This window comes from Rahnella sp. WP5 (assembly GCF_000745615.1).
Lineage (GTDB): Bacteria > Pseudomonadota > Gammaproteobacteria > Enterobacterales > Enterobacteriaceae > Rahnella > Rahnella aceris.
Window position 1 is genome coordinate 363,086 of record NZ_JQJR01000007.1, and the last position, 22,762, is coordinate 385,847.

21 protein-coding genes and 1 pseudogene are annotated in these 22,762 nt (G+C 52.3%); 4 read left to right on the plus strand and 18 right to left on the minus strand.

Annotated features, from left to right (window positions below):
• Window positions 1–39: 39 nt before the first annotated feature.
• Window positions 40–1,935 (minus strand): methyl-accepting chemotaxis protein, encoded by a 1,896-nt coding sequence (locus tag EX31_RS06015; RefSeq protein ID WP_013577700.1) that lies wholly within the window; start codon window positions 1,933–1,935, stop codon window positions 40–42.
• Between the two features lie 323 nt (window positions 1,936–2,258).
• Between EX31_RS06015 and EX31_RS06020 the strand changes: the two genes are divergently transcribed.
• Together EX31_RS06020 and EX31_RS06025 are read left to right on the plus strand one after the other, a co-directional pair.
• A complete protein-coding gene (locus EX31_RS06020; RefSeq protein ID WP_013577699.1) occupies window positions 2,259–2,984 on the plus strand; it encodes a 4'-phosphopantetheinyl transferase family protein in 726 nt (241 codons plus the stop codon).
• Between the two features lie 91 nt (window positions 2,985–3,075).
• Window positions 3,076–3,645 (plus strand): NADPH-dependent FMN reductase, encoded by a 570-nt coding sequence (locus tag EX31_RS06025; RefSeq protein WP_037033880.1) that lies wholly within the window; start codon window positions 3,076–3,078, stop codon window positions 3,643–3,645.
• Between the two features lie 75 nt (window positions 3,646–3,720).
• On the opposite strand, the gene EX31_RS06030 is transcribed toward EX31_RS06025, so the two are convergent.
• Window positions 3,721–5,058 (minus strand): NCS2 family permease, encoded by a 1,338-nt coding sequence (locus EX31_RS06030; protein ID WP_037033881.1) that lies wholly within the window; start codon window positions 5,056–5,058, stop codon window positions 3,721–3,723.
• Between the two features lie 152 nt (window positions 5,059–5,210).
• Between EX31_RS06030 and yieH the strand changes: the two genes are divergently transcribed.
• Window positions 5,211–5,876 carry a 6-phosphogluconate phosphatase gene (yieH, locus tag EX31_RS06035; RefSeq protein WP_037033882.1) on the plus strand — a complete coding sequence of 222 codons (666 nt, stop codon included), beginning with the start codon at window positions 5,211–5,213 and terminating at the stop codon, window positions 5,874–5,876.
• 16 nt (window positions 5,877–5,892) lie between these two features.
• Here the strand turns inward: yieH and EX31_RS06040 are convergent.
• Window positions 5,893–6,696, minus strand: a pseudogene (locus EX31_RS06040) (sugar phosphate isomerase/epimerase family protein); the annotation flags it as partial.
• Between the two features lie 110 nt (window positions 6,697–6,806).
• Here EX31_RS06040 and EX31_RS06045 point away from each other — a divergent pair.
• A complete protein-coding gene (locus tag EX31_RS06045) occupies window positions 6,807–7,499 on the plus strand; it encodes a TetR/AcrR family transcriptional regulator (protein WP_013577694.1) in 693 nt (230 codons plus the stop codon).
• Between the two features lie 84 nt (window positions 7,500–7,583).
• On the opposite strand, the gene phoU is transcribed toward EX31_RS06045, so the two are convergent.
• The 15 genes from phoU to atpE form a co-directional block, all read right to left on the minus strand.
• Entirely contained in the window at window positions 7,584–8,315 is a 732-nt protein-coding gene (gene phoU / locus EX31_RS06050) for a phosphate signaling complex protein PhoU (protein WP_013577693.1), read from the minus strand.
• Window positions 8,316–8,325: 10 nt separating this feature from the next.
• Entirely contained in the window at window positions 8,326–9,093 is a 768-nt protein-coding gene (gene pstB, locus EX31_RS06055) for a phosphate ABC transporter ATP-binding protein PstB (RefSeq protein WP_013577692.1), read from the minus strand.
• 92 nt (window positions 9,094–9,185) lie between these two features.
• Window positions 9,186–10,073: a phosphate ABC transporter permease PstA gene (pstA, locus tag EX31_RS06060; protein WP_013577691.1), complete on the minus strand. Its 888-nt coding sequence runs from the start codon at window positions 10,071–10,073 to the stop codon at window positions 9,186–9,188.
• Between the two features lies 1 nt (window position 10,074).
• A complete protein-coding gene (gene pstC, locus EX31_RS06065; protein WP_013577690.1) occupies window positions 10,075–11,031 on the minus strand; it encodes a phosphate ABC transporter permease PstC in 957 nt (318 codons plus the stop codon).
• Between the two features lie 94 nt (window positions 11,032–11,125).
• Window positions 11,126–12,166: a phosphate ABC transporter substrate-binding protein PstS gene (gene pstS, locus EX31_RS06070; RefSeq protein ID WP_013577689.1), complete on the minus strand. Its 1,041-nt coding sequence runs from the start codon at window positions 12,164–12,166 to the stop codon at window positions 11,126–11,128.
• Window positions 12,167–12,382: 216 nt separating this feature from the next.
• Window positions 12,383–13,255 carry a 23S rRNA pseudouridine(2604) synthase RluF gene (gene rluF / locus EX31_RS06075; protein WP_037033884.1) on the minus strand — a complete coding sequence of 291 codons (873 nt, stop codon included), beginning with the start codon at window positions 13,253–13,255 and terminating at the stop codon, window positions 12,383–12,385.
• Window positions 13,256–13,432: 177 nt separating this feature from the next.
• The gene (glmS, locus tag EX31_RS06080) at window positions 13,433–15,262 is read right to left on the minus strand and encodes a glutamine--fructose-6-phosphate transaminase (isomerizing) (protein ID WP_037033885.1); all 1,830 of its coding nucleotides are present in this window, start codon (window positions 15,260–15,262) and stop codon (window positions 13,433–13,435) included.
• 132 nt (window positions 15,263–15,394) lie between these two features.
• Window positions 15,395–16,765 carry a bifunctional UDP-N-acetylglucosamine diphosphorylase/glucosamine-1-phosphate N-acetyltransferase GlmU gene (gene glmU / locus EX31_RS06085; protein ID WP_013577686.1) on the minus strand — a complete coding sequence of 457 codons (1,371 nt, stop codon included), beginning with the start codon at window positions 16,763–16,765 and terminating at the stop codon, window positions 15,395–15,397.
• Between the two features lie 271 nt (window positions 16,766–17,036).
• On the minus strand, window positions 17,037–17,459 hold the full coding sequence (locus EX31_RS06090; RefSeq protein ID WP_013577685.1) for a F0F1 ATP synthase subunit epsilon: 423 nt from the start codon (window positions 17,457–17,459) through the stop codon (window positions 17,037–17,039).
• Window positions 17,460–17,486: 27 nt separating this feature from the next.
• Window positions 17,487–18,869, minus strand: a complete 1,383-nt coding sequence (gene atpD, locus EX31_RS06095; RefSeq protein WP_013577684.1) for a F0F1 ATP synthase subunit beta — start codon at window positions 18,867–18,869, stop codon at window positions 17,487–17,489.
• 32 nt (window positions 18,870–18,901) lie between these two features.
• The gene (atpG, locus tag EX31_RS06100) at window positions 18,902–19,765 is read right to left on the minus strand and encodes a F0F1 ATP synthase subunit gamma (RefSeq protein ID WP_013577683.1); all 864 of its coding nucleotides are present in this window, start codon (window positions 19,763–19,765) and stop codon (window positions 18,902–18,904) included.
• 71 nt (window positions 19,766–19,836) lie between these two features.
• Window positions 19,837–21,378 carry a F0F1 ATP synthase subunit alpha gene (gene atpA, locus EX31_RS06105; RefSeq protein WP_013577682.1) on the minus strand — a complete coding sequence of 514 codons (1,542 nt, stop codon included), beginning with the start codon at window positions 21,376–21,378 and terminating at the stop codon, window positions 19,837–19,839.
• Window positions 21,379–21,390: 12 nt separating this feature from the next.
• On the minus strand, window positions 21,391–21,924 hold the full coding sequence (gene atpH, locus EX31_RS06110) for a F0F1 ATP synthase subunit delta (RefSeq protein ID WP_013577681.1): 534 nt from the start codon (window positions 21,922–21,924) through the stop codon (window positions 21,391–21,393).
• Window positions 21,925–21,938: 14 nt separating this feature from the next.
• Entirely contained in the window at window positions 21,939–22,409 is a 471-nt protein-coding gene (atpF, locus tag EX31_RS06115) for a F0F1 ATP synthase subunit B (protein WP_013577680.1), read from the minus strand.
• 65 nt (window positions 22,410–22,474) lie between these two features.
• Complete coding sequence (atpE, locus tag EX31_RS06120) at window positions 22,475–22,714, minus strand: F0F1 ATP synthase subunit C (protein WP_004093904.1); 240 nt, start codon at window positions 22,712–22,714, stop codon at window positions 22,475–22,477.
• Window positions 22,715–22,762 lie beyond the last annotated feature (48 nt).

Sequence of the window (22,762 nt, forward strand, 5' to 3'; positions counted from 1 at the left end):
ACTTACCGCTCAGTTTTGAACACTTTTAATCAGACGAAATCAGAGCTTAAAGCCTGCTACCACGGTCTCCAGCTGAACGGTCTGATCCTGCATCGCCTGCGCAGCGGCAGAAACCTGTTCGACCAGCGCGGCGTTCTGCTGCGTGGCGTTATCCAGCTGCGTGATAGCCACATTTACCTGCTCGATGCCCAGACTTTGCTCCTGACTGGAAGACATGATTTCGTTCATCAGCGTCGCCACGTTGTTCACGCCACCCATGACTTCATCCATCGTCGTTCCGGCGGTCGCCACCAGTTCGCTGCCGGTGGCGATATCCGCCACAGAATCCTCGATCAGCTTTTTGATTTCACGCGCGGAAGTGGCTGAGCGCTGTGCCAGACTGCGCACTTCGGATGCCACAACGGCGAAACCGCGTCCCTGTTCACCGGCACGCGCCGCTTCAACCGCCGCATTCAGCGCCAGAATGTTGGTCTGGAAAGCGATGCCGTCGATCACGCTGATGATATCGACGATTTTATGTGAAGAGCGGGTGATCGAGCCCATGGTCTCAACCACCTGTTTCACCACGTCCGAGCCCCTCCCGGCAACAGCCGAGGCATCACGGGCCAACTGGTTAGCCCCTTCCGCATTGGCAGCGTTCTGTTTCACGGTGCTGGTCAGCTGTTCCATTGAGGCTGCCGTTTCGACAATCGAGCTGGCCTGTTCTTCGGTTCGTGCTGACAAGTCCAGGTTACCGCTGGCAATCTGGCGCGAAGCCGAAGTGATAGCCAGACTGCTGTCGCCAACCTGACGCAGAATGGATTGCAGGAAAGACAGGAAACCGTTGAAGTTCTGGTTGATCTGATTGAACTCAGGGCTGCGGCTTTCCGGTAAGCGCCGGGTTAAGTCGGCACCGCCCGCAGAAAGCTGGGCGATATTTTTATTCAGTGCCGCCAGCTGGCGCATGAAAATTTTAATCGCGGCGATCAGAACGATCAGCAACAGCAAGACCATCGGGATTTGAACCAGTCCGAGGCTCGTCAGAATGCTGTGGCTGCGCGCCAGTAACTGACTGGTCGGCATGTCGGTGGCGATAAACCACGGCCCCTGAATGTTGCTCATAAACATGGTGTGCGATGTGCCGTCATTATCGTAGTCAGCCACCAGACTCGCCTGCCCGTTGATCTGATCCAGACTTTTGCGGATCTGCATCGCCAGCGGAGAAGTTTCGCCCAGTGAGGCCAGTTTCGGCAGTTTTTCATCCGTGGAATGACTGGTACCGACGATGGTGCCGTCTTTTTCCACGATATAAATCCTGGCGTGAACCTTTTTCTCCATCTCTGTCACCAGCTGGTTAAAGAACCCCAGTGTGACGTCAATGGTGGCGACGCCCCATTGCTTATCATCTTTGTAAATCGGCATCGCACAGTTAGTCCGCGGCTGGGTGCTGGCGTCATCGAAATAAGCAGGCGCCCAGACACACTGACCCTTTTCACCTTTTGATGCCGCCAGATACCACGACTGATCGAAATAGTTTGGGGATTCGGCGCTGTTCCAGAAAGTATTGACCGTCAGTTGATTATTATTATTACGGGCAAAGAAGGTGCTGAATTTGATTTTGGCCGGATCGCGTTGGTTCGGCAGCGGCCAGATCCCGCCACCAAACACGGCAGAGTCACCGTACTGATCAACCAGTGCCGGAAGTAAACGATCGATACTGTCGCTGTCCATTTGTGCAACAGTCTGGGTAATGGTGCGAACCTGTGACTCAACCTTATTCAGGCGGTCATTAATTGCCACCGCGACATCATCCACCTGATTAGCAACCAGATTACTTTCTGTCTGTTTCAGCTGGGGAGCGATATACACCTGGATCACGATAAGCGTAACGATGATCAGCACAATAAAAAACAAGCTGATCAATGCGATAAAGCGGGATTGCGTCGTTTTTAACATTTTTGGGTACTCGCAGGCAAAGCAGCGAGATCGCTGCTTAATTAGTAACGGCATTTTCTGGCGTTTCTTTATGTTGCTGTAGTAGATATATCTGGTGTAAGAATCTTATGAGTAAAAATCCAGAACATCATTCCAGTGAGATTCTTTCCCAATAAGAGATTAAGACTGTGATTACTTTCACTTTATGTTTATGAAAAACTGTATGAAAAGGGAAGAATGTGTGTGGCACTGCGGGGTTTAAGCGGTTTTTAATGATTTCTCTTAATGTTATTCTTTAGAACAATTGAGAAACTGCGGTCGAACCATTAATCATGGAGTGAACAATGGCGTGCCATTTTGCAAGATGGGCAATGACGGATGCAGAACCGGATACACACCGGTTGCCGCAAGAGATCGTATTATTTGCAAAACACCTTTCCGAAAAACAGCGCAAGCGTTTCTTAAACGGCCGCGTTCTGCTGGCAGAAATGATTTTCTATCTCTATGGAATCGCGGAACTTCCCAGCGTCATCACGTTACCCAGTGGTCGTCCGAGTTTTGAATCCCCTGATTTGCCTGATTTCAGTCTGGCGTATGCAGGAAGTACCGTCGGTGTTTTAATCAGCAGCGAAGGGAAAGTCGGCCTCGATCTCGAAATCATTCATGCCCGCAGTGCGCTGGTGAATCAGCAACAGCAATTACAGCTTTCTGCGGTAGAGAAAACCTGGATTGCTATGCAATCCGATCCGGTGGAATCCTCTCTGCAACTGTGGTGTATCCGCCAGAGCATGCTGAAAATGTCCGGCCTGAACGATCAGAGTCCGCTTACGCTCAGCCTGAATCCCGCTTCTGGTCGTTTACGGTCTACCGTAACGCCCGAGGCGCAGGTGATGAGCGACATTGAAGGTTCCATTATCTGGTCATGTGCGCAGTCACCCTCGATTATCCGTTTGCAGTGCTGGCGTTACGAACCTGAAAACGGCTTCACCCGCACACAAACCCTGGCCACAGACCAGCAATCTGAATCACCACACTTCATGAAATTCATCAGCCTGCCACCCGCAAAATAAAACTTCACTTTTGTTTACGCCCGTCGTGCCGTTTTTCGTTTATGGTTACAGGCAGTTCCTTTCGCAAAGTCATCCATAACAGGAGTTACCCATGTCAGCTCAACCACTGAAGTTTGTCACACTGTTAGGCAGTCTTCGTAAAGCGTCTTACAACGGAATGGTCGCCCGCACATTGCCAAAAGTGGCACCAGAGGGCATCAGCATTGAGGCGTTGCCTTCCATCGGTACACTGCCGCTCTATGATGCAGATATTCAGCAGGAAGAAGGCTTTCCGGCGGATGTTGAAGCGATTGCGGAACAAATCCGTCAGGCGGATGGCGTCATTATCGTCACGCCGGAATATAACTATTCCGTACCGGGTGGCCTGAAAAATGCGATCGACTGGATTTCCCGCCTGCCGAATCAGCCACTGGCCGGAAAGCCCGTGCTGATCCAGACCAGTTCAATGGGGCCGGTCGGTGGCGCACGCTGCCAGTATCACCTGCGCCAGATTCTGGTGTTCCTGGATGCGATGGTGATGAATAAACCCGAATTTATGGGGGGTGTGATCCAGAATAAAGTGGATGAGCAAATCGGCGAAGTCATCGACCAGGGGACGCTCGATTTCCTGCGCGGCCAGCTGACGGCATTTGCCGACTATACCCGCCGCGTCAGCAAATAATTCCGGTCATCAGAAATGCAAACAGCCCGCAAATGCGGGCTGTTTTTTCATCGGCGTTAAGCAGACGTCAGCGGATTAATGCCCGTCTACGAACGCGATTTTCAGCACGAACAGCAGCGCAACCACAACCACACACGGGCTGATTTCTTTCCAGCGGCCGGTGCCCAGTTTCATCACCACGTAAGAGATGAAGCCCAGCGCGATACCTTCAGTGATCGAGAAGCTGAACGGCATCATCACCGCCGTCACGAACGCAGGAACCGCTTCGGTCAGGTCATCCCATGAAACGCGCGCGAGGCTGGACGTCATCAGCACACCGACATAAATCAGCGCACCGGCTGCCGCGTATTCCGGCACCATACCCGCCAGCGGAGAAATGAAGATCACCAGCAGGAACAGTAAACCGGTCACCACCGCCGTCAGACCGGTACGGCCGCCGACAGATACGCCGGAGGTGCTTTCAATATAAGCACCAACGGAAGAGGTGCCGATAAAAGCGCCTGCGACAGACGAGATGCTGTCTACGTACAGCGCCTGTTTCATCTGCGGAAATTTACCCTGCGCATCCGCCAGACCGGCTTTGTCGGTCACACCAATGAGCGTGCCGGAGGAGTCAAACAGATTCACCAGCATGAAGGAGAAGATGACGCCCGCCAGCCCGATATTCAGCGCGCCTTTCAGATCCACCTGACCGACAACCGTGGTGATGCTCGGCGGCATCGACCAGAAACCGGTGTAATGCACATCGCCAATCATCAGGCCAATGACTGTCGTGACAATAATCGACACCAGCACCGAGGCGTGGAAATTGCGCGACGCCAGCACGGCAATAATGAAGAACCCCAGCACACCGAGCAGCACGTTGTGCGAGGTCAGATTACCGATGGTCACGATGGTGTCAGGGTTCGGCACAATAATACCGGCGTTTTTCAGCCCCATCATGCCAATAAACAGCCCGATACCGGCGGTAATGCCCACACGTAAACTGACCGGAATATTGGCAATCATCCAGTAGCGGATGCGGAAGATGGTCAGCAGCAGCAAACCCACAGCGCCCCAGAAAATCGCGCCCATACCGACCTGCCACGAAACGCCCATTGCGCCGACGACCACAAACGCGAAGAACGCATTCAGGCCCATCGCCGGTGCCAGTGCGACCGGCAGGTTGGCGATCACGCCCATCAGGATGCTGCCGAACGCGGCAATCAGACAGGTGGTCACGAACACGGCCTGTTTATCCATCCCCGCAACACCCAGGATCTGCGGGTTCACGAAAACGATATAGACCATGGTCAGGAAGGTAGTTAAACCGGCGATAGTTTCGGTGCGTACGGTGGTGCCGTGCTGCGTCAGTTTAAACAGACGTTCAGCCAGACCTTTACCCGCAGTCGCATTGCTCTGTGGTGTGCTCATTGGTGAGTTCCAAAATGGGGGAAAAACAATCGGGGGGTATCCTAAGGATTTTAGCCCTAAAGCGCCAGCACTGGATGTATGGGATTAAATCTATCGTTCGGGTAGAGTGCCATAATGCACGCCAATAGATGAAACGCTCACAGGGAGAAAGTATGTCACAGGTTGAATGTGTCTTTTTTGATTGCGACGGTACGCTGGTGGACAGTGAATTGTTGTGCTGCGAGGCCTATGTCGAGATGTTCGCGCATTTTGGCGTGACGGTTTCTTTCGACGAAATGTATAAGAAATACAAAGGCGTCAAACTTTACGAAATCGTCGCGATCGTCAATAAAGAGCACGGTATCGACGTGCCGAAAGAAGAAATGGAAGTCGTGTTTCGCCAGCATGTTGCCCGTCTTTTCGACAGCAAACTTGAACCTATTGACGGCGCACGCGAGTTACTGGAACAAATCACCGTGCCGATGTGTGTCGTCTCAAACGGCCCGGTCACCAAAATGCAGCACTCTCTCGGCCTGACCGGATTACTGCCTTTTATGGGGGATAAGTTATTCAGCGGCTATGATTTACAGCGCTGGAAACCCGATCCTGCCGTCTTGTACAAAGCAGCCGACGTCATGAACGTGCCGGTGGAAAACTGCATTCTGGTAGAAGATTCCGTGGCAGGCGCACAGGCCGGGATCACCGCAGGCATCCCGGTGTTTTACTACTGCGCCGACCCGCATAACCCTGCGCTCGATCACCCGCTGGTGACCACTTTCCACGACATGCGTGAACTGCCGGGGATCTGGCGTCAGATGGGTTATCAGATCACTCGCTGAGTGATTTTTCGTACGCCTGCATCCGCTTTTCCAGCTCCGTCAGAGATCGCAGGCCATCCGCCAGTGGCAGGGTTTTATCATTGAAGATTTCCAGTGACCAGGGGCCGGTGAAACCTTTACGGTTCAGCGTGCTGACAAAATCCACCAGCGGTAAATCGCCCTGCCCCGGATAACAGCGGTAACTACGGCTCCACTGCTGCACGTTCATGTCTTTGAACGGTACATCGGCCAGTTGCAGGAAACTGATTTTTTCCAGCGGCACTTCATCCAGACGGTCAAGATTGTCGCCCACGGCGAGAATATGAAAGCTGTCGAGCACAATGCCCAGCGCCGGACTGTTCACCTCGCGTACGCGATCCCACGCCTGGCGGTAACGGTTGACGTGTTTACCCCATGCCAGCGCTTCATAGCCGATACGAATGTCATACAGCTCCGCCATTTCCGCCAGCGCGGCGAGATCGGCAATCTGTACCTCCCGCTCCGGTGAGCTTTCCGGATCGGTGTTGCTGCACACCAGTAAATGATCGCAGCCCAGCTCGCTCATCAGGTCGAACTGGCGGCGTGCGCTGGCGAGTTTTTCAACCCGCTTCTCTGCCGGAATCCCTTCGAAATCACGGAAAGGTTGCAGCAGGAAAATGCGCAGGCCGAGAGAATCGGCGAGGTTACGGATAGCCGCCGGTTTGACAGGACTTTTAAGCAAATCGTCTTCGAATATTTCCACACCATCAAATCCCGCAGCCGCAATGGCGGTAAGTTTTTCAGGCAAGGTTCCTGGTACTGAAACTGTCGCAATAGAATGTAACCGGGTGGTTGCAGGCAAAATAGTGTCCTTTTAGTCAGGCTTCGATACTTACAGTAGTGGACCCTCACGCCACATTCGTCAAGTGCGGCGAAGTTGTATGAACGCACAGATTGTAACTGGGCTAAGCAATGGTTAATCTCTGTGGCGAGAATGTGGTTAATGAAGAGGATAAGACGCTGAGCAGCCAAAGTTCCCCGGCGCCGGGACGTAAAAATGATCCGATAGGACTCAGGCAGCGCATTTTCGACAGCGCTCTGGCTGAATTCGCTGAATCCGGTCTGATGGGCGCGCGCATGGAAAATATCGCCTCCAATGCCAGCACCACGAAACGTATGGTGGTCTACCACTATAAGACCAAAGAAGCCCTGTACATGTTGGTTCTGGAACACGTTTATCGCGGTATTCGCCAGCACGAGCTGGAGCTGGACTTATCTTCGTTGCCACCTGCAGAAGCGATCGTCAAACTGGTAGAAGCCAGCTTCGATTTCCATGTCTCACACCCGGAATTTATCCGTATTGTATCGACAGAAAACATGCTGCGCGGCCGCTTTATCCGCCAGTCCACCAGCATCCGTGAGATCAACAAAACGGCATTAACGCTGCTGGAAGATATCCTTGAACGCGGCAAACAAAGCCATCTGTTTAAGGAAGATGCGCAGGCGCGCGACGTTCACCGCCTCATCAGCAGCCTGTGTGTGCACCAGGTCGCCAACCAATATACGTTCGGCGCTTTGTTTGAAAATCCGGATGAGGTGGATTTACAGACCGCCCATTACCGGCAGTTGGCCGTACAGGTCGCGCTGCGCTATGTGATGAAATAATTGCGCTGACCGGACGTGGGTATAGATCGGAAAGCAAAAAGGCCTCGTCAGAGGCCTTTTTTGTGGAGCGATGTCAGTAAACCCTTATTCTTTCGGCACATCTTTACCGTCTGTCAGCAATTTATCCAGCGCATCGCCGCCCACATGACGGAAATCCTGACCTTTCACAAAGTAGAAAATGAATTCGCAAATGTTCTGGCAACGGTCACCGATACGTTCGATAGAACGGGCGCAGAACAGTGCGGTCAGCACGCTTGGAATCGTGCGTGGATCTTCCATCATGTAGGTCATCAGCTGGCGCACAATGCCTTCATATTCCTGATCCACTTTTTTATCTTCACGGTAAATACGCACCGCTTCGTCAAGATCCATACGCGCAAATGCATCCAGCACATCATGCAGCATCTCTACGGTATGGCGGCCCAGCGATTCCAGGCTGACCAGCAACGGCTGATGCAAATGTGAGAATTTTTCCAGCGCCGTGCGGCAGATTTTATCTGCCACGTCACCGATACGCTCGAGTTCAGAAATGGTTTTGATAATCGCCATCACCAAACGTAAATCGCTGGCGGTTGGCTGGCGCTTGGCAATGATGCGCACACAAGCTTCGTCGATCGCCACTTCCATTAGGTTAACTTTGTCATCACCTTTGATGACGCGTTGCGCCAGTTCGGCATCCTGATTGTGCATCGCCGTGATGGCGTCAGTCAGTTGTTGCTCAACCAGGCCGCCCATCGCCAGAACCTGCGTACGGATATGTTCAAGCTCAGCGTTGAACTGGCCAGAAATGTGTTTGTTTAAGTTCAGGTTGTCCATTCTTTGTACCTCAACCGTAGCGGCCAGTAATGTAATCTTCAGTCTGTTTGCGCGCTGGTGAAGTGAACAGCGAGTCAGTGTCGCTGTATTCGATCAGTTCGCCCAGATACATAAACGCAGTGCGATCTGAACAACGCGCAGCCTGCTGCATGTTGTGGGTCACGATCACCACGGTGTAATCAGATTTTAACTCGGTGATCAGCTCTTCGATACGGCCGGTAGAAATCGGATCGAGCGCCGAGCAAGGTTCATCGAGCAGCAGAACGTCAGGACGGATCGCAATACCACGTGCAATACACAAACGCTGTTGCTGGCCGCCGGACAGGCTGTAACCACTCTGGTGCAACTTGTCTTTAGATTCATTCCACAATGCAGCTTTGGTCAGCGCCCATTGCACACGCTCGTCCATATCCGTGCGGGACAGCTTTTCAAACAGACGGACACCAAACGCGATGTTGTCGTAAATCGACATCGGGAATGGCGTCGGTTTCTGGAAGACCATGCCGACTTTGGCGCGCAGCAGCGCGATGTCCTGCTTATCAACCAGAATGTTTTCGCCATCAAGCAGGATTTCACCCTCAGCGTGCTGTTCCGGATACAGCTGGTACATTTTGTTAAACGTACGCAGCAGCGTGGATTTACCACAGCCTGACGGGCCGATGAATGCCGTGACTTCGTTCTTAGCAATATCCAGGGAAATATTTTTCAGCGCGTGGAATTTGCCGTAATAAAAGTTCAGATCGCGAACCTGAATTTTGCTGTTGGATGCGTCAGTCATTCTCAGACATCTCTCTTATTCGCGCGCCGCATGGCGACGCCGGGTAAACAGTGATGGCAGCCGCTATCACCTGCCATCGATAATAAATTCGCTTATTGCTTTTTCGGGGCGAAAATCACACGCGCCAGAATGTTCAGCAGCAGCACACACACGGTAATCAGCAGTACACCCGCCCACGCCAGTTGTTGCCACTCGCCAAACGGGCTCATCGCAAACTTAAAGATGGTGACCGGCAGGTTAGCAATCGGCTGCATCATGTCGGTGCTCCAGAACTGGTTGGAGAGCGACGTAAACAACAGCGGCGCGGTTTCACCGGCAATACGGGCAATCGCCAGCAGGATCCCGGTGATAATGCCGGAAACTGAGGCTTTCAGTGTGATGGCCGAAATCATTTTCCACTTCGGCGTACCCAGTGCGTAAGCCGCTTCACGCAGGCTGTCCGGCACCAGTTTCAGCATGTTTTCCGTGGTACGGATAACAATCGGGATCTGTAACAATGCCAGTGCAAGCACGCCCGCCCAGCCGGAGAAGTGCCCCATTTTTGCCACCATAATGGTGTACACAAACAAGCCCACAACGATGGATGGTGCGGAAAGCAGAATGTCGTTAATGAAACGAATGAATTCAGCCAGCCAGGATTTACGTCCATATTCGGCCAGATAAATCCCCGCCATCACGCCCAGTGGCGTACCGATGACCGTTGCCCACAAAATCAATAATCCGCTGCCTGCAATGGCGTTAGCCAGACCGCCGCCTGCCGTATTCGGAGGCGGGGTATTTTCTGTGAACAGCGCCAGCGACATCCCGTCAACACCTTTAACGATCGTGGTGAACAAGATCCACACCAGCCAGAACAGACCAAACGCCATGGTCAGCATAGAGACCATCAGCGCCAGACGGTTCTTCTGACGGCGCCACGCCTGACGTTTGCGACGCGATTCCAGTAATGCAGTATTACTTTGCATTTCGAGTGTCGTCATCTTAACGGCCCTCTTTCTTAGCCAGACGCAGGATCATCATTTTCGACAGCGCCAAAACAATAAAGGTGATGACAAACAGGATCAGACCCAGTTCCATCAGTGCAGACGTATGCAGCCCGGCTTCCGCTTCGGCGAATTCGTTCGCCAGTGCAGAGGTAATACTGTTGCCCGGCGCGTACAGCGATGCGCTATCGAGCTGGTAGGTGTTACCGATAATAAAGGTCACCGCCATGGTTTCGCCAAGTGCGCGCCCCAGACCTAACATCACGCCGCCGATCACACCATTTTTGGTGAACGGCAGCACGATACGCCAGATCACTTCCCACGTAGTGCAACCAATGCCGTAAGCAGATTCTTTCATCATCACCGGCGTTTGCTCGAACACGTCACGCATGACGGAAGCTATGTACGGGATGATCATAATGGCGAGGATGACGCCTGCTGCCAGAATACCGATACCAAAACCCGGACCGGCGAACAGGGCACCAACAATCGGGATACCGGAAAGTACATCGCCCAACGGCGTCTGAAAATACTGCGCAAACAGCGGGGCGAAAACGAACAAACCCCACATGCCATAAACAATACTGGGGATCGCCGCCAGCAGTTCAATAGCAATCCCCAGCGGGCGTTTCATCCAGTTCGGCGCCAGCTCGGTAAGGAATAATGCGATACCAAAGCTGACGGGAACAGCAATCAGCAGGGCAATAATGGAGGTCACGACCGTGCCGTAAATCGGCACCAGTGCGCCAAATTGCTGGTTCGGTGCATCCCAGGTTTTCGTCCACAGGAAGGACAATCCGAACTTTTCAATGCTCGGCAGGGAAGCAATAAACAGCGAGACGATAATGCCGCCCAACATAAATAGCACAATCAGCGCTGCCAGTTTAACCAGCGCGCCGAAGATGATGTCACCGTTTTTGCTGGGTGCCTTGATAGCCGGCTTGTATTCAGCCATACCACTCTCTTTTAATTCAGATTTAATTCCCTCCCCGGCCGGAGAGGGAATGAAGCAGAAGACTTGTACTCTATATCAGACCCGAGGTCAGATCCTAGTAAAGTGCTTTACCGCTGCTGTCTTTGATGTTGGTTTTCCAGGCTGCGCGGATCTGTTCTACAACAGAAGCTGGCAGTGCGGCGTAATCCAAATCAGTCGTCAGTTTGTTACCGTTTTTGTAAGCCCAGTCGAAGAACTTCAGCACTTCGGTGCCCTTCGCTGCATCTTGCTGGTCTTTGTAAATCAGGATGAAGGTGGTGGAGCTGATTGGCCACGCATTATCACCTTTCTGATTGGTCAGGTCCTGAGCGAAGGTTTTGCTCCAGTCTGCGCCTTTAGCGGCTGCACTGAAGGATTCTTCTGTCGGGCTGATGGCTTTGCCGTCTGCATCTACCAGCTTGGTGTAAGCCAGGTTGTTTTGCTTGGCATAAGCATATTCTACGTAACCGATTGAACCAGGCAGACGCTGAACGAAGGCTGCGACGCCGTCGTTGCCCTTGCCGCCGAGACCCGTTGGCCAGTTAACAGTAGAACCTGCACCGATTTTGTCTTTCCACTCGCTGTTCACTTTCGCCAGGTAGCTGGTGAATACGAAGGAAGTACCGGAACCGTCAGCACGGCGAACCACCGCGATGTTAGTGTCTGGCAGTTTCACGCCCGGGTTCAGCTTGGTGATCGCCGTATCGTTCCACTTTTTGATTTTACCGAGGTAAATATCACCCAGCGTTGCGCCATCCAGAGTCAACTGACCGGATTTGATGCCCGGGATGTTAACAGCCAGTACCACGCCGCCGATTACAGTAGGAAACTGGAACAGACCGTTTTTATTCAGATCTTCTTCTTTCATCGGTGCATCAGATGCCCCGAAATCAACGGTTTTAGCGATGATTTGTTTCACGCCGCCGGAAGAACCGATGCCCTGATAGTTAACCTGAGTACCGGTTGCTTTCTGGTATGCATCAGCCCACTTAGCATAGACAGGGGCTGGGAAGGTACCGCCAGCGCCAGTCAGGTTAGCGGCAGCGAAAGCAGACATTGCTGTGAGGGAGAAAGTCGCTGCTACAAGACCGGCGACGGTGTTACGCATCAATTTCATGTTCCACTCCTGGTGGTTTTAAACTTCCCGACTGATGTCGACGTTAATTAAAGTGTTTGGCACAGGAGGAAAATAGGACAGTTTAGTGACAGTAAAATGTACGTTATATGACAGTTTTATGACACTGGTCACAATTCGAGCCATACGGGCAAAATGCGGGAGTTTTAAGCAGAAAAAGCCGGTTATTACACCGGCGGATAATGAAAAGCAGGTGAATTAACGCCCCTTCTTCTTACGGCCAGGCTGGGCAAAACGCTTGCGGGATGCGGAATTCGCTTCAGGTTTTTCACTGTTTTTCGTTTTAGTGACAGCCGGTTTTTTAGCCTGAGCAGGTTTTGATGGCACTTTTTTCGCCGGTTTGTCTTCAGACGAAGAGTTTTCAATCAGCTTAAACAATTCGATCAGTTCATCATCGGTCAGATCACGCCATTCGCCCAGCGGTAATCCTTTCAGATTGATGTTCATAATCCGCACACGTTCAAGCTTAGTGACGTCGAAACCAAAATGCTTAGTCATGCGGCGGATCTGTCGGTTAAGTCCCTGCACCAGCGTAATGCGAAACACCATCGGTGCTTCTTTCTTCACTTTGCATTTCTTGGTCACGGTACCGAGCATCGGCACACCCGCGCCCATACCGGCAATAAACTCGTCCGTGATCGGTTTATTGACGGTCACGATATATTCTTTTTCGTGGTCGTTACCGGCACGCAGGATTTTATTGACCAGATCGCCGTGATTGGTCAGTAAAATCAGGCCCTGCGAATCTTTGTCCAGACGGCCAATCGGGAAGACGCGTTTGCTGTGGTTAACGAAATCGCGGATGTTGTCCCGCTCCCCCTCTTCCATCGTGGTGATAATGCCTACGGGCTTGTTCAGCGCAATAAGCACCAGATCTTCTTCATCACGCGGCTCAATAATCTGACCATTCACTTTCACCACATCGCCGGCAAACACCTGAGCACCCACCGCAGCACGCCTGCCGTTGATAAAAACATTTCCCTGTTCGATGTAACGATCAGCATCGCGGCGCGAGCAGATGCCGCTCTCGCTAATGTATTTGTTGAGACGAATGGAGGAGTTGGTCAGCATTCAGCGGGGTACCTTCAGAAAAACGCGAACTATACCTTATCCGGGGCGGGTTACGAAGCCTGAGAGAAGAGAATCGTGACCGGCTGCTGACAAAGAGAGAGCCGGAGAACAACATTCTGGAAAGAGAAAAGCGCCCCGGGAGGCGCTTAGAGATAACATGGCTGAAACCGGACAGTCTTATTCGACAGTCACAGACTTCGCCAGATTACGTGGCTGGTCAACATCGGTGCCTTTAATCAGCGCAACGTAGTAGGACAGCAACTGGAGCGGTACGGTGTAGAAAATCGGAGCGACGATTTCTTCAACGTGAGGCAGCTGAATAATCTTCATACCGTCACTGTCGACAAAACCCGCGTCCTGATCGGCGAAGACATACAGTAAACCGCCACGTGCACGCACTTCTTCGATATTCGACTTCAGTTTTTCCAGCAATTCGTTATTGGGCGCAACCACGATCACCGGCATATCCGCATCAATCAGCGCCAGCGGGCCATGTTTCAGCTCGCCTGCCGCATAGGCTTCAGCGTGGATATACGAAATCTCTTTCAGCTTCAGCGCACCTTCCATCGCGATCGGATATTGATCGCCACGGCCAAGGAACAGGGCGTGATGTTTATCAGAGAAACCTTCAGCCAGCGTTTCGATAGTCTTATCCAGCGACAGCATTTGTTCGATGCGCGCAGGCAACGCCTGAAGCGCGTGAACAATGTCGTGCTCAACTTGCGGACTCATCCCTTTCAGGCGGCCCATACGCGCCACCAGCATCAGCAGAACGGTCAGCTGCGTGGTGAAAGCTTTGGTTGAGGCCACACCGATTTCGGTGCCCGCTTTGGTCATCAGCGCCAGATCGGATTCACGCACCAGAGAAGAACCAGCCACGTTGCATACTGCCAGCGAACCAAGATAACCCAGCTCTTTCGACAGACGCAGCGCTGCCAGCGTATCAGCCGTTTCACCCGACTGAGACAGCGTGATGATCAGGCTGCCCGGACGAACAGCAGATTTGCGATAGCGGAATTCCGAAGCGATCTCGACATCACAAGGCATGCCAGCCAGTGACTCAAACCAGTAACGCGCCACCATCCCGGAGTTATATGACGTACCGCAGGCGATAATCTGCACGTGCTGAACACGGGACAGAATTTCGTCCGCTTTTTCGCCCAGCTCGCTCAGATTCACTTCGCCGTGGCTGAAACGGCCTTCCAGGGTGTTTTTAATGGCCAGCGGCTGTTCGTAGATTTCTTTTTGCATGTAGTGGCGGTAAACGCCTTTATCACCGGCGTCGTACTGCACTTTGGATTCGATTTCTTCACGCTCAACGGCATGACCATTTCTGTCATATACGCTGACGGAACGGCGCTTAACTTCAGCAACATCGCCTTCTTCCAGGAACAGGAAGCGGCGGGTCACAGGTAACAGCGCCAGCTGATCGGAGGCAATGAAGTTTTCACCCACACCACGACCAATCACCAGCGGGCTGCCGGAACGGGCCGCGACCAGAACAGACGGATCGCGGCGATCCATCACCACCGTGCCGTAGGCACCACGCAGTTGCGGGATAACGCGCTGGACCACTTCGAGCAGCGTACCGCCCTGGAGTTGTTCCCAATGCACCAGATGCGCGATCACTTCGGTATCTGTTTCAGAATCAAAACGGTAGCCGCGTTCAATCAACAATTCACGCAGAGGTTCGTGGTTTTCGATAATGCCGTTATGCACCACAGCAATGTAATCAGACACATGCGGGTGAGCATTCGCTTCAGAAGGTTCGCCATGGGTTGCCCATCGCGTGTGAGCAATACCGGTGCCACCATGCAAAGGATGTTCATCGAGTGCATCAGCCAGCATCTGGACTTTACCCAGACGACGCAAGCGCCCCATTTTCCCGTCAGCATCAATGACAGCCAGACCGGCTGAGTCATAACCGCGGTATTCGAGACGGCGTAAACCTTCCAACAGAATTTCAGCAATATCGCGTTGCGCTACTGCGCCTACAATTCCACACATCAGTTTTATTCCTATTGAAGGTCTTTTCGGGACCTTTTTTGATGCCTGACCTGATTTATCCGCAAGCCCCGTTTTCCGGTGTACTTGCGGTTCCCCGAGCCTTGTAGAGAGTTGGGGATTATTATGAACAGCTTATTTTTTCTTCACCGGTTTCTGCCAGTCAGGTTTATGCACCTGCGGCACCCGGCTTAACAGTAAACCATTGTCCGGCACGTCGCGCGTGACCGTTGTACCGGCGGCGATCGTCACGTTATTACCCACAGTGACTGGCGCTACCAGCTGAGAATCTGACCCCACAAAGACATCGTTACCGATGATGGTCTTATGCTTGTTTACGCCGTCGTAGTTGCAGGTGATGGTACCCGCGCCGATGTTAACGTTATCTCCAATATCAGCATCACCAAGGTAGGAGAGATGGCCAGCTTTAGAGCCTTTGCCGAGACGCGCTTTTTTGATTTCGACGAAATTGCCGACATGCGCGCCTTCAGCCAGTTCAGCGCCGGGGCGCAGACGGGCGAAAGGCCCGACCGTACAACCGCTTTCCAGCACCGCATCTTCGAACACGCTGTAAGGACTGACTTCACAGTCATCGCCAATCACGCAATTTTTCAGCACGCAGCCCGCACCGATTTTGACGCGGTCACCCAGTTTCACGTGACCTTCGATAATGACATTGGTGTCGATCAGTACATCGATGCCGTGAGACAGTTCACCGCGCAGATCAAACCGCGCTGGATCCATCAGCATCACGCCTTCGAGCAACAGACGCTCTGCCTGTTCACTCTGATATACGCGCTCAAGACGGGAAAGTTGCAGGCGGTTATTCACACCATCCACTTCGCTGTTTCGCGCCGGATGAACGGTGGCGATCAGATGTCCTTCCGCATGCGCCATCGCAATAATATCGGTGATGTAGTATTCACCCTGCGCGTTGTTGTTATTCAGCTGACCGAGCCAGCGTTTGAATGACGCGCCGTTAGCGACCAGGATACCGGTGTTAATTTCCTGAATTTTCAGCTGTTCTTCGCTGGCATCTTTCTGCTCAATAATGCCGGTAACAATGCCATTCTCACGAACGATACGGCCATAACCGGTCGGGTCATCCAGCACGACGGTCAGTAAACCAATGCCGCCATCGGGCTTGGCTTTGAGTAATTCGTTCAGGGTGTCGACGGAAATCAGCGGAACATCGCCGTACAGCATCAGCACATCTTCATCATCGGCAAAGAACGGCGCCGCCTGCTGCATCGCATGACCGGTCCCCAGTTGCTCTGCCTGCAATACCCAGTTCAGATCACTGCCTGCCAGATTTTTCTTCAGTAAATCGCCACCGTGGCCATAGACCAGATGCACGTTCCGGGCACCCACTTGCGTGGCCGCATCAATGACGTGCTGAACCATTGGCTTGCCGGCCAATGGGTGAAGAACTTTCGGAAGGTTGGAGTACATGCGTGTCCCCTTGCCCGCGGCAAGGATCACCACACTCAGTGCGCTGTTCGACATAGGTAACCTGACAAATCCAATTTGAGTGACAAAAGTAACCCGTTCAGTGCGCGGATTACTACATATTTCGCTTCAAAAACCGCCCGCAGGCCGCAGCCTGCAAGGGTTATATGCTGTATAGACTACACCAAAAAAACTGAGGGTAAAGTGTCGGTTAATCACCCAAGTATTCCATTAAAAGCGAAAATTAGCCTTGGGAAAAACACTGAAAATGCACTTTATTAAAAGCAAAAAAAAAGCGACCCGAAGGTCGCTTTTCTAACTGATGTTGTTACATCGCTTTTCTGGTCAGTTCGATAACGCGAAGTTTCGCGATCGCCTTAGCCAGTTCCGCTGACGCCTGAGCGTAATCAACGTCGCCGTGAGAACCACTAATGTGTTCTTCCGCTTTGCGCTTAGCTTCAAGCGCGCGCGCTTCGTCGAGGTCTTGCCCACGGATTGCAGTATCAGCCAACACGGTCGTTGCATTCGGTTGCACCTCAAGGATGCCGCCAGAAAGATAGATATACTCTTCTTCACCGTGTTCTTTAACAATGCGCACCATGCCAGGCTTGATGGCGGTGAGCAGCGGAGCATGCCCCGGGAAAATACCCAGTTCGCCTTCGCTACCCGTCACCTGGATCTTTTGTACCATGCCGGTAAACATACGTTTTTCCGCACTAACAACATCCAGATGGTAAGCTTTTTCAGCCATGTCATCCTCTCTCACAACAAGCTAGCGTTACAGTTTCTTGGCTTTTTCCACTGCTTCATCAATGGTGCCAACCATGTAGAACGCTTGTTCCGGCAGGTGATCGTAGTCGCCGTCCATAATGCCTTTGAAACCACGAATGGTATCTTTCAGCGATACGAACTTGCCCGGAGAACCGGTGAAGACTTCGGCCACGAAGAATGGCTGGGACAGGAAGCGCTGAATTTTACGCGCACGGGATACAACCAGTTTGTCATCTTCTGACAACTCGTCCATACCCAGGATCGCGATGATGTCTTTCAGTTCCTGGTAACGTTGCAGAATAGACTGCACGCCACGAGCCACATCGTAGTGCTCCTGACCAACAACCAGTGGATCCAGCTGACGGCTGGTGGAATCCAGTGGGTCAACCGCCGGGTAAATACCCAGTGACGCGATCTGACGGCTCAGAACCACGGTCGCATCTAAGTGAGCGAAGGTGGTAGCTGGAGATGGGTCAGTCAAGTCATCCGCAGGAACGTAAACGGCCTGTACGGAGGTGATTGAACCACTTTTGGTCGAGGTGATACGTTCTTGCAGAGCGCCCATCTCTTCCGCCAGCGTTGGCTGATAACCTACCGCTGATGGCATACGGCCCAGAAGTGCGGACACTTCGGTACCGGCCAGGGTGTAACGGTAAATGTTGTCAACGAACAGCAGTACGTCACGACCTTCGTCACGGAATTTCTCCGCCATGGTCAGGCCGGTCAGTGCAACGCGCAGACGGTTACCTGGTGGCTCATTCATCTGACCATACACCAGGGAAACTTTGTCGATAACGTTGGAGTCGGTCATTTCGTGATAGAAGTCGTTACCCTCACGAGTACGTTCACCCACACCTGCAAACACAGAATAACCGGAGTGCTCGATCGCGATGTTACGGATCAGTTCCATCATGTTTACAGTCTTACCAACACCCGCACCACCGAACAGACCGACTTTACCGCCCTTAGCGAACGGACACATCAGGTCCATAACTTTGATACCGGTTTCCAGCAGTTCCTGGGAGTTTGCCAGCTCTTCATAAGAAGGCGCAGCGCGGTGGATCGCACGACGTTCTTCTTCGCCGATCGCACCTTTCATGTCGATTGGTTCACCCAATACGTTCATGATACGACCCAGAGTCGCTTTACCCACCGGTACTTCAATTGGGTGTTCCAGGTTGTTCACTTTCAGACCGCGACGCAGGCCGTCTGAGGTACCCATTGCGATACAACGAACAACGCCGCCGCCTAACTGTTGCTGTACTTCCAGCACCAGTTTGGAGGTACCGTTTTCTACCTCAAGAGCATTGTACACGTTCGGTACTGCATCCTGAGGGAACTCGACGTCCACCACGGCGCCGATTACCTGGATAATCTTTCCAGTAGCCATCTTGAATCCTCTACGTAATTCGTAAACCTAGCTTAAACCGCGGAGGCTCCCCCGACGATCTCGGTGAGTTCCTGAGTGATGCTGGCCTGACGAGCTTTGTTGTATACCAACTGCAGCTCTTTGATCAGGCTGCCGCCGTTATCGGTTGCGGCTTTCATCGCTACCATTCGCGCGGCCTGTTCGCTGGCCAGGTTTTCTACGACGCCCTGATAAACCTGGGACTCCACATAGCGACGCAGGAGAGTATCCAACAATGCTTTAGGGTCCGGCTCATACAGGTAATCCCAGGATTTTTTCGCCAGTTCGCCGTCTTCTGCTGGTGGCAGAGGCAACAACTGAACGATACGTGGTTCCTGAGACATGGTATTGACGAATTTATTGCTAACAACGCATAACTTGTCTAAACGACCTTCGTCGAAAGCCTGCAACATCACTTTCACCGGCCCGATCAGTTCTGACAGGGAAGGGTTATCCCCCATGCCAGTCACCTGAGCAACAACGTTGCCCCCAACGGAGCCGAAGAAAGAGGCTGCTTTGGAACCGATCAGTGCGAGATCAACTTCAACACCTTTTTCGGACCAGCCTTTCATCTCTGACAGCAGTTTTTTGAACAGGTTAATGTTCAGACCACCACAAAGACCACGGTCGGTAGACACCACCAGATACCCGACACGCTTAATTTCACGCTCATCCAGGTACGGGTGCTTGTATTCCAGATTACCAAGCGCAAGGTGACCAATCACTTCACGAATGGTTTCTGCATAAGGACGGCTGGCCGCCATGCGATCCTGCGTTTTACGCATTTTGGAGGCGGCGACCATTTCCATCGCTTTAGTGATCTTTTGCGTGTTTTGCACGCTGCTGATCTTACTACGTATCTCTTTTCCGCCGGCCATCTCTGCTTCTCCTCATTACCAAACGGCCTGCTGCTTATCTGCCAGAGGCAGGGCAGCAAGGCCGCGAGGTGTTACCAGGACTGGGTTGCTTTGAAGGTATCGAGGATATTTTTGAATTTACCCTCGATCTCATCGTTATACGCACCAGTTTGGTTGATTTGCTGCAGAAGCTCGCCGTGCTCACGGTCAGCGTAAGCCAACAGTGCAGCTTCGAAGCTACCGACTTTAGACAACTCAACGTCTTCCAGATAACCACGTTCTGCTGCGAAGATGATCAGAGACTGCGCAACGATTGACATCGGAGCGTATTGTTTCTGTTTCAGCAGCTCAGTCACTTTCTGACCGTGATTCAGCTGTTTACGGGTTGCCTCATCCAGATCAGAAGCGAACTGCGAGAACGCAGCCAGCTCACGATACTGTGCCAGAGCGGTACGAATACCACCGGACAGTTTCTTCATGATCTTAGTCTGAGCAGCACCACCAACACGGGATACCGAAATACCCGGGTTAACCGCAGGACGAATACCGGCGTTGAACAGGTTAGATTCCAGGAAGATCTGACCATCGGTAATCGAGATTACGTTGGTCGGAACGAACGCGGAAACGTCACCCGCTTGCGTTTCGATAATTGGAAGCGCAGTCAGGGAACCGGTTTTGCCTTTCACTTCACCTTTGGTGAATGCTTCAACATACTCGGCGTTAACACGCGCAGCACGTTCCAGCAGACGGGAGTGAAGATAGAAAACGTCGCCTGGGTAAGCTTCACGACCAGGTGGACGACGAAGCAGCAGGGAAATCTGACGGTAAGCAACAGCCTGTTTAGACAGGTCATCATAAACGATCAGTGCGTCTTCACCGCGGTCACGGAAGTATTCACCCATTGCACAACCGGAATACGGTGCCAGGTATTGCAGTGCAGCAGATTCTGATGCAGTTGCAACAACAACGATGGTGTTTGCCAGTGCGCCGTGCTCTTCCAGTTTACGAACCACGTTAGAAATGGTGGACGCTTTCTGGCCGATAGCCACATAGATACATTTGATGCCGGAATCGCGCTGGTTGATGATCGCATCGATCGCCAGAGCTGTTTTACCGGTTTGACGGTCGCCGATGACCAGTTCACGTTGACCACGACCAATTGGGATCATGGCATCAACGGACTTATAACCTGTCTGCACAGGTTCATCTACCGACTGACGTTCGATAACGCCAGGTGCGATTGCTTCAACAGCTGAGAAGCCGTCGTGCTCTACCGGACCTTTACCATCAATTGGCGCACCCAGGGTGTTAACCACGCGGCCCAGCAGGCCACGGCCAACTGGAACTTCCAGGATACGGCCAGTACATTTTACTTTCATACCTTCGGCGAGGTCAGCGTAAGGGCCCATTACAACGGCACCTACAGAGTCACGCTCCAGGTTCAGGGCGATAGCGTAGCGGTTACCCGGCAGCGCAATCATTTCGCCTTGCATGACATCGGCTAAGCCGTGCACACGGATGATCCCGTCACTGACGGAAACGATAGTACCTTCATTGTGAGCTTCGCTCACCACATTGAACTGAGCAATGCGCTGCTTGATCAGTTCGCTGATTTCGGTGGAATTCAGTTGCATGCTCCAGTCCCCTTAAGACTGCAAGACGTCTGCCAGGCGTTCTAGACGACTGCGAACGCTGCCATCAATCACCATATCACCTGCACGGATTACGACACCGGCAAGAACAGACTTGTCAATTTTGCAATTCAGCTTAACTTTGCGAGACAGACGTTTTTCCATCGCAGCAGCAATTTTTGCCTGCTGTTCTTCCGAAAGCGGATTTGCTGAGGTCACTTCAACTTCAGCAACAGCCTCGAGAGAGGCGCGCAGTTCAATAAACTGCTCCAGCACTTGCGGAAGAACGCGTAAACGTCCATTTTCAGCCATTACCTTAATCAGGTTTTGGCCTGCGTCGTCGAGTTCGTCACCACATACGGCAATAAACGTTTTAGACAAAGTTTCAGGCGCGCTAGCACCGGAAAGCAGTTCTTCAATTTGTTCATTGCGCGTGACTTCAGCCGTGAACGCTAACATGGACTGCCAGCGGTCTAAGCTTTGGTGCTCAACGGCAAAGTCAAAAGCTGCTTTGGCGTAGGGGCGAGCTACAGTTACAAATTCAGACATCAGCCCCTCCCTCCTTACAGTTCAGCGACCAGTTTATCAACGATGTCGCTGTTAGCAGCTTCATCCACGGAACGTTCGATAATCTTCTCGGCGCCAGCAATGGCCAAAATTCCGACTTGCTTACGCAACTCTTCACGGGCGCGTTGGCGTTCGGCGTCGATCTCTGCCTTGGCTTGCGACACGATCTTGTTACGTTCCTGCTCGGCTTCAGCTTTTGCTTCGTCGACGATTTGAGCTTTACGCTTGTTCGCCTGATCGATGATTACCTGAGCTTCAGCTTTGGCTTTCTTCAGTTGGTCGGTCGCATCGGCTTGCGCTAAGTCCAGCTCTTTTTTGGCACGTTCTGCGGAAGATAAACCTTCAGAAATTTCTTTCTGACGTTTTTCGATGGCAGCCATAATTGGCGGCCATACGTACTTCATGCAGAACCAGACAAACAGGACGAACGCGATAGCCTGGCCGAGGATTGTTGCGTTAAGATTCACAGCACAATGCCTCTTTCAAAGTGAATTATTTGATGTAGTTCGATTAACAGTGAGCAAGCTCAGTGTTAGGCGACAGCAAACATCACGTACAGACCCAGACCAACCGCAATCATTGGGATTGCATCGACCAGACCCATAACGATAAAGAACTGTGTACGCAACAGAGGGATCAGGTCAGGCTGACGTGCAGCACCTTCCAAGAATTTACCACCCAAGATGCCGATACCGATTGCAGCACCGATTGCCGCCAGGCCCATCATCACAGCGGCAGCCATGTACAGCAGATCCATACTCAGGTTTTCCATGACAGTCTCCAGTTTGTTTCAGTTAAAACGCAGTAGTGTTGAAAGAAA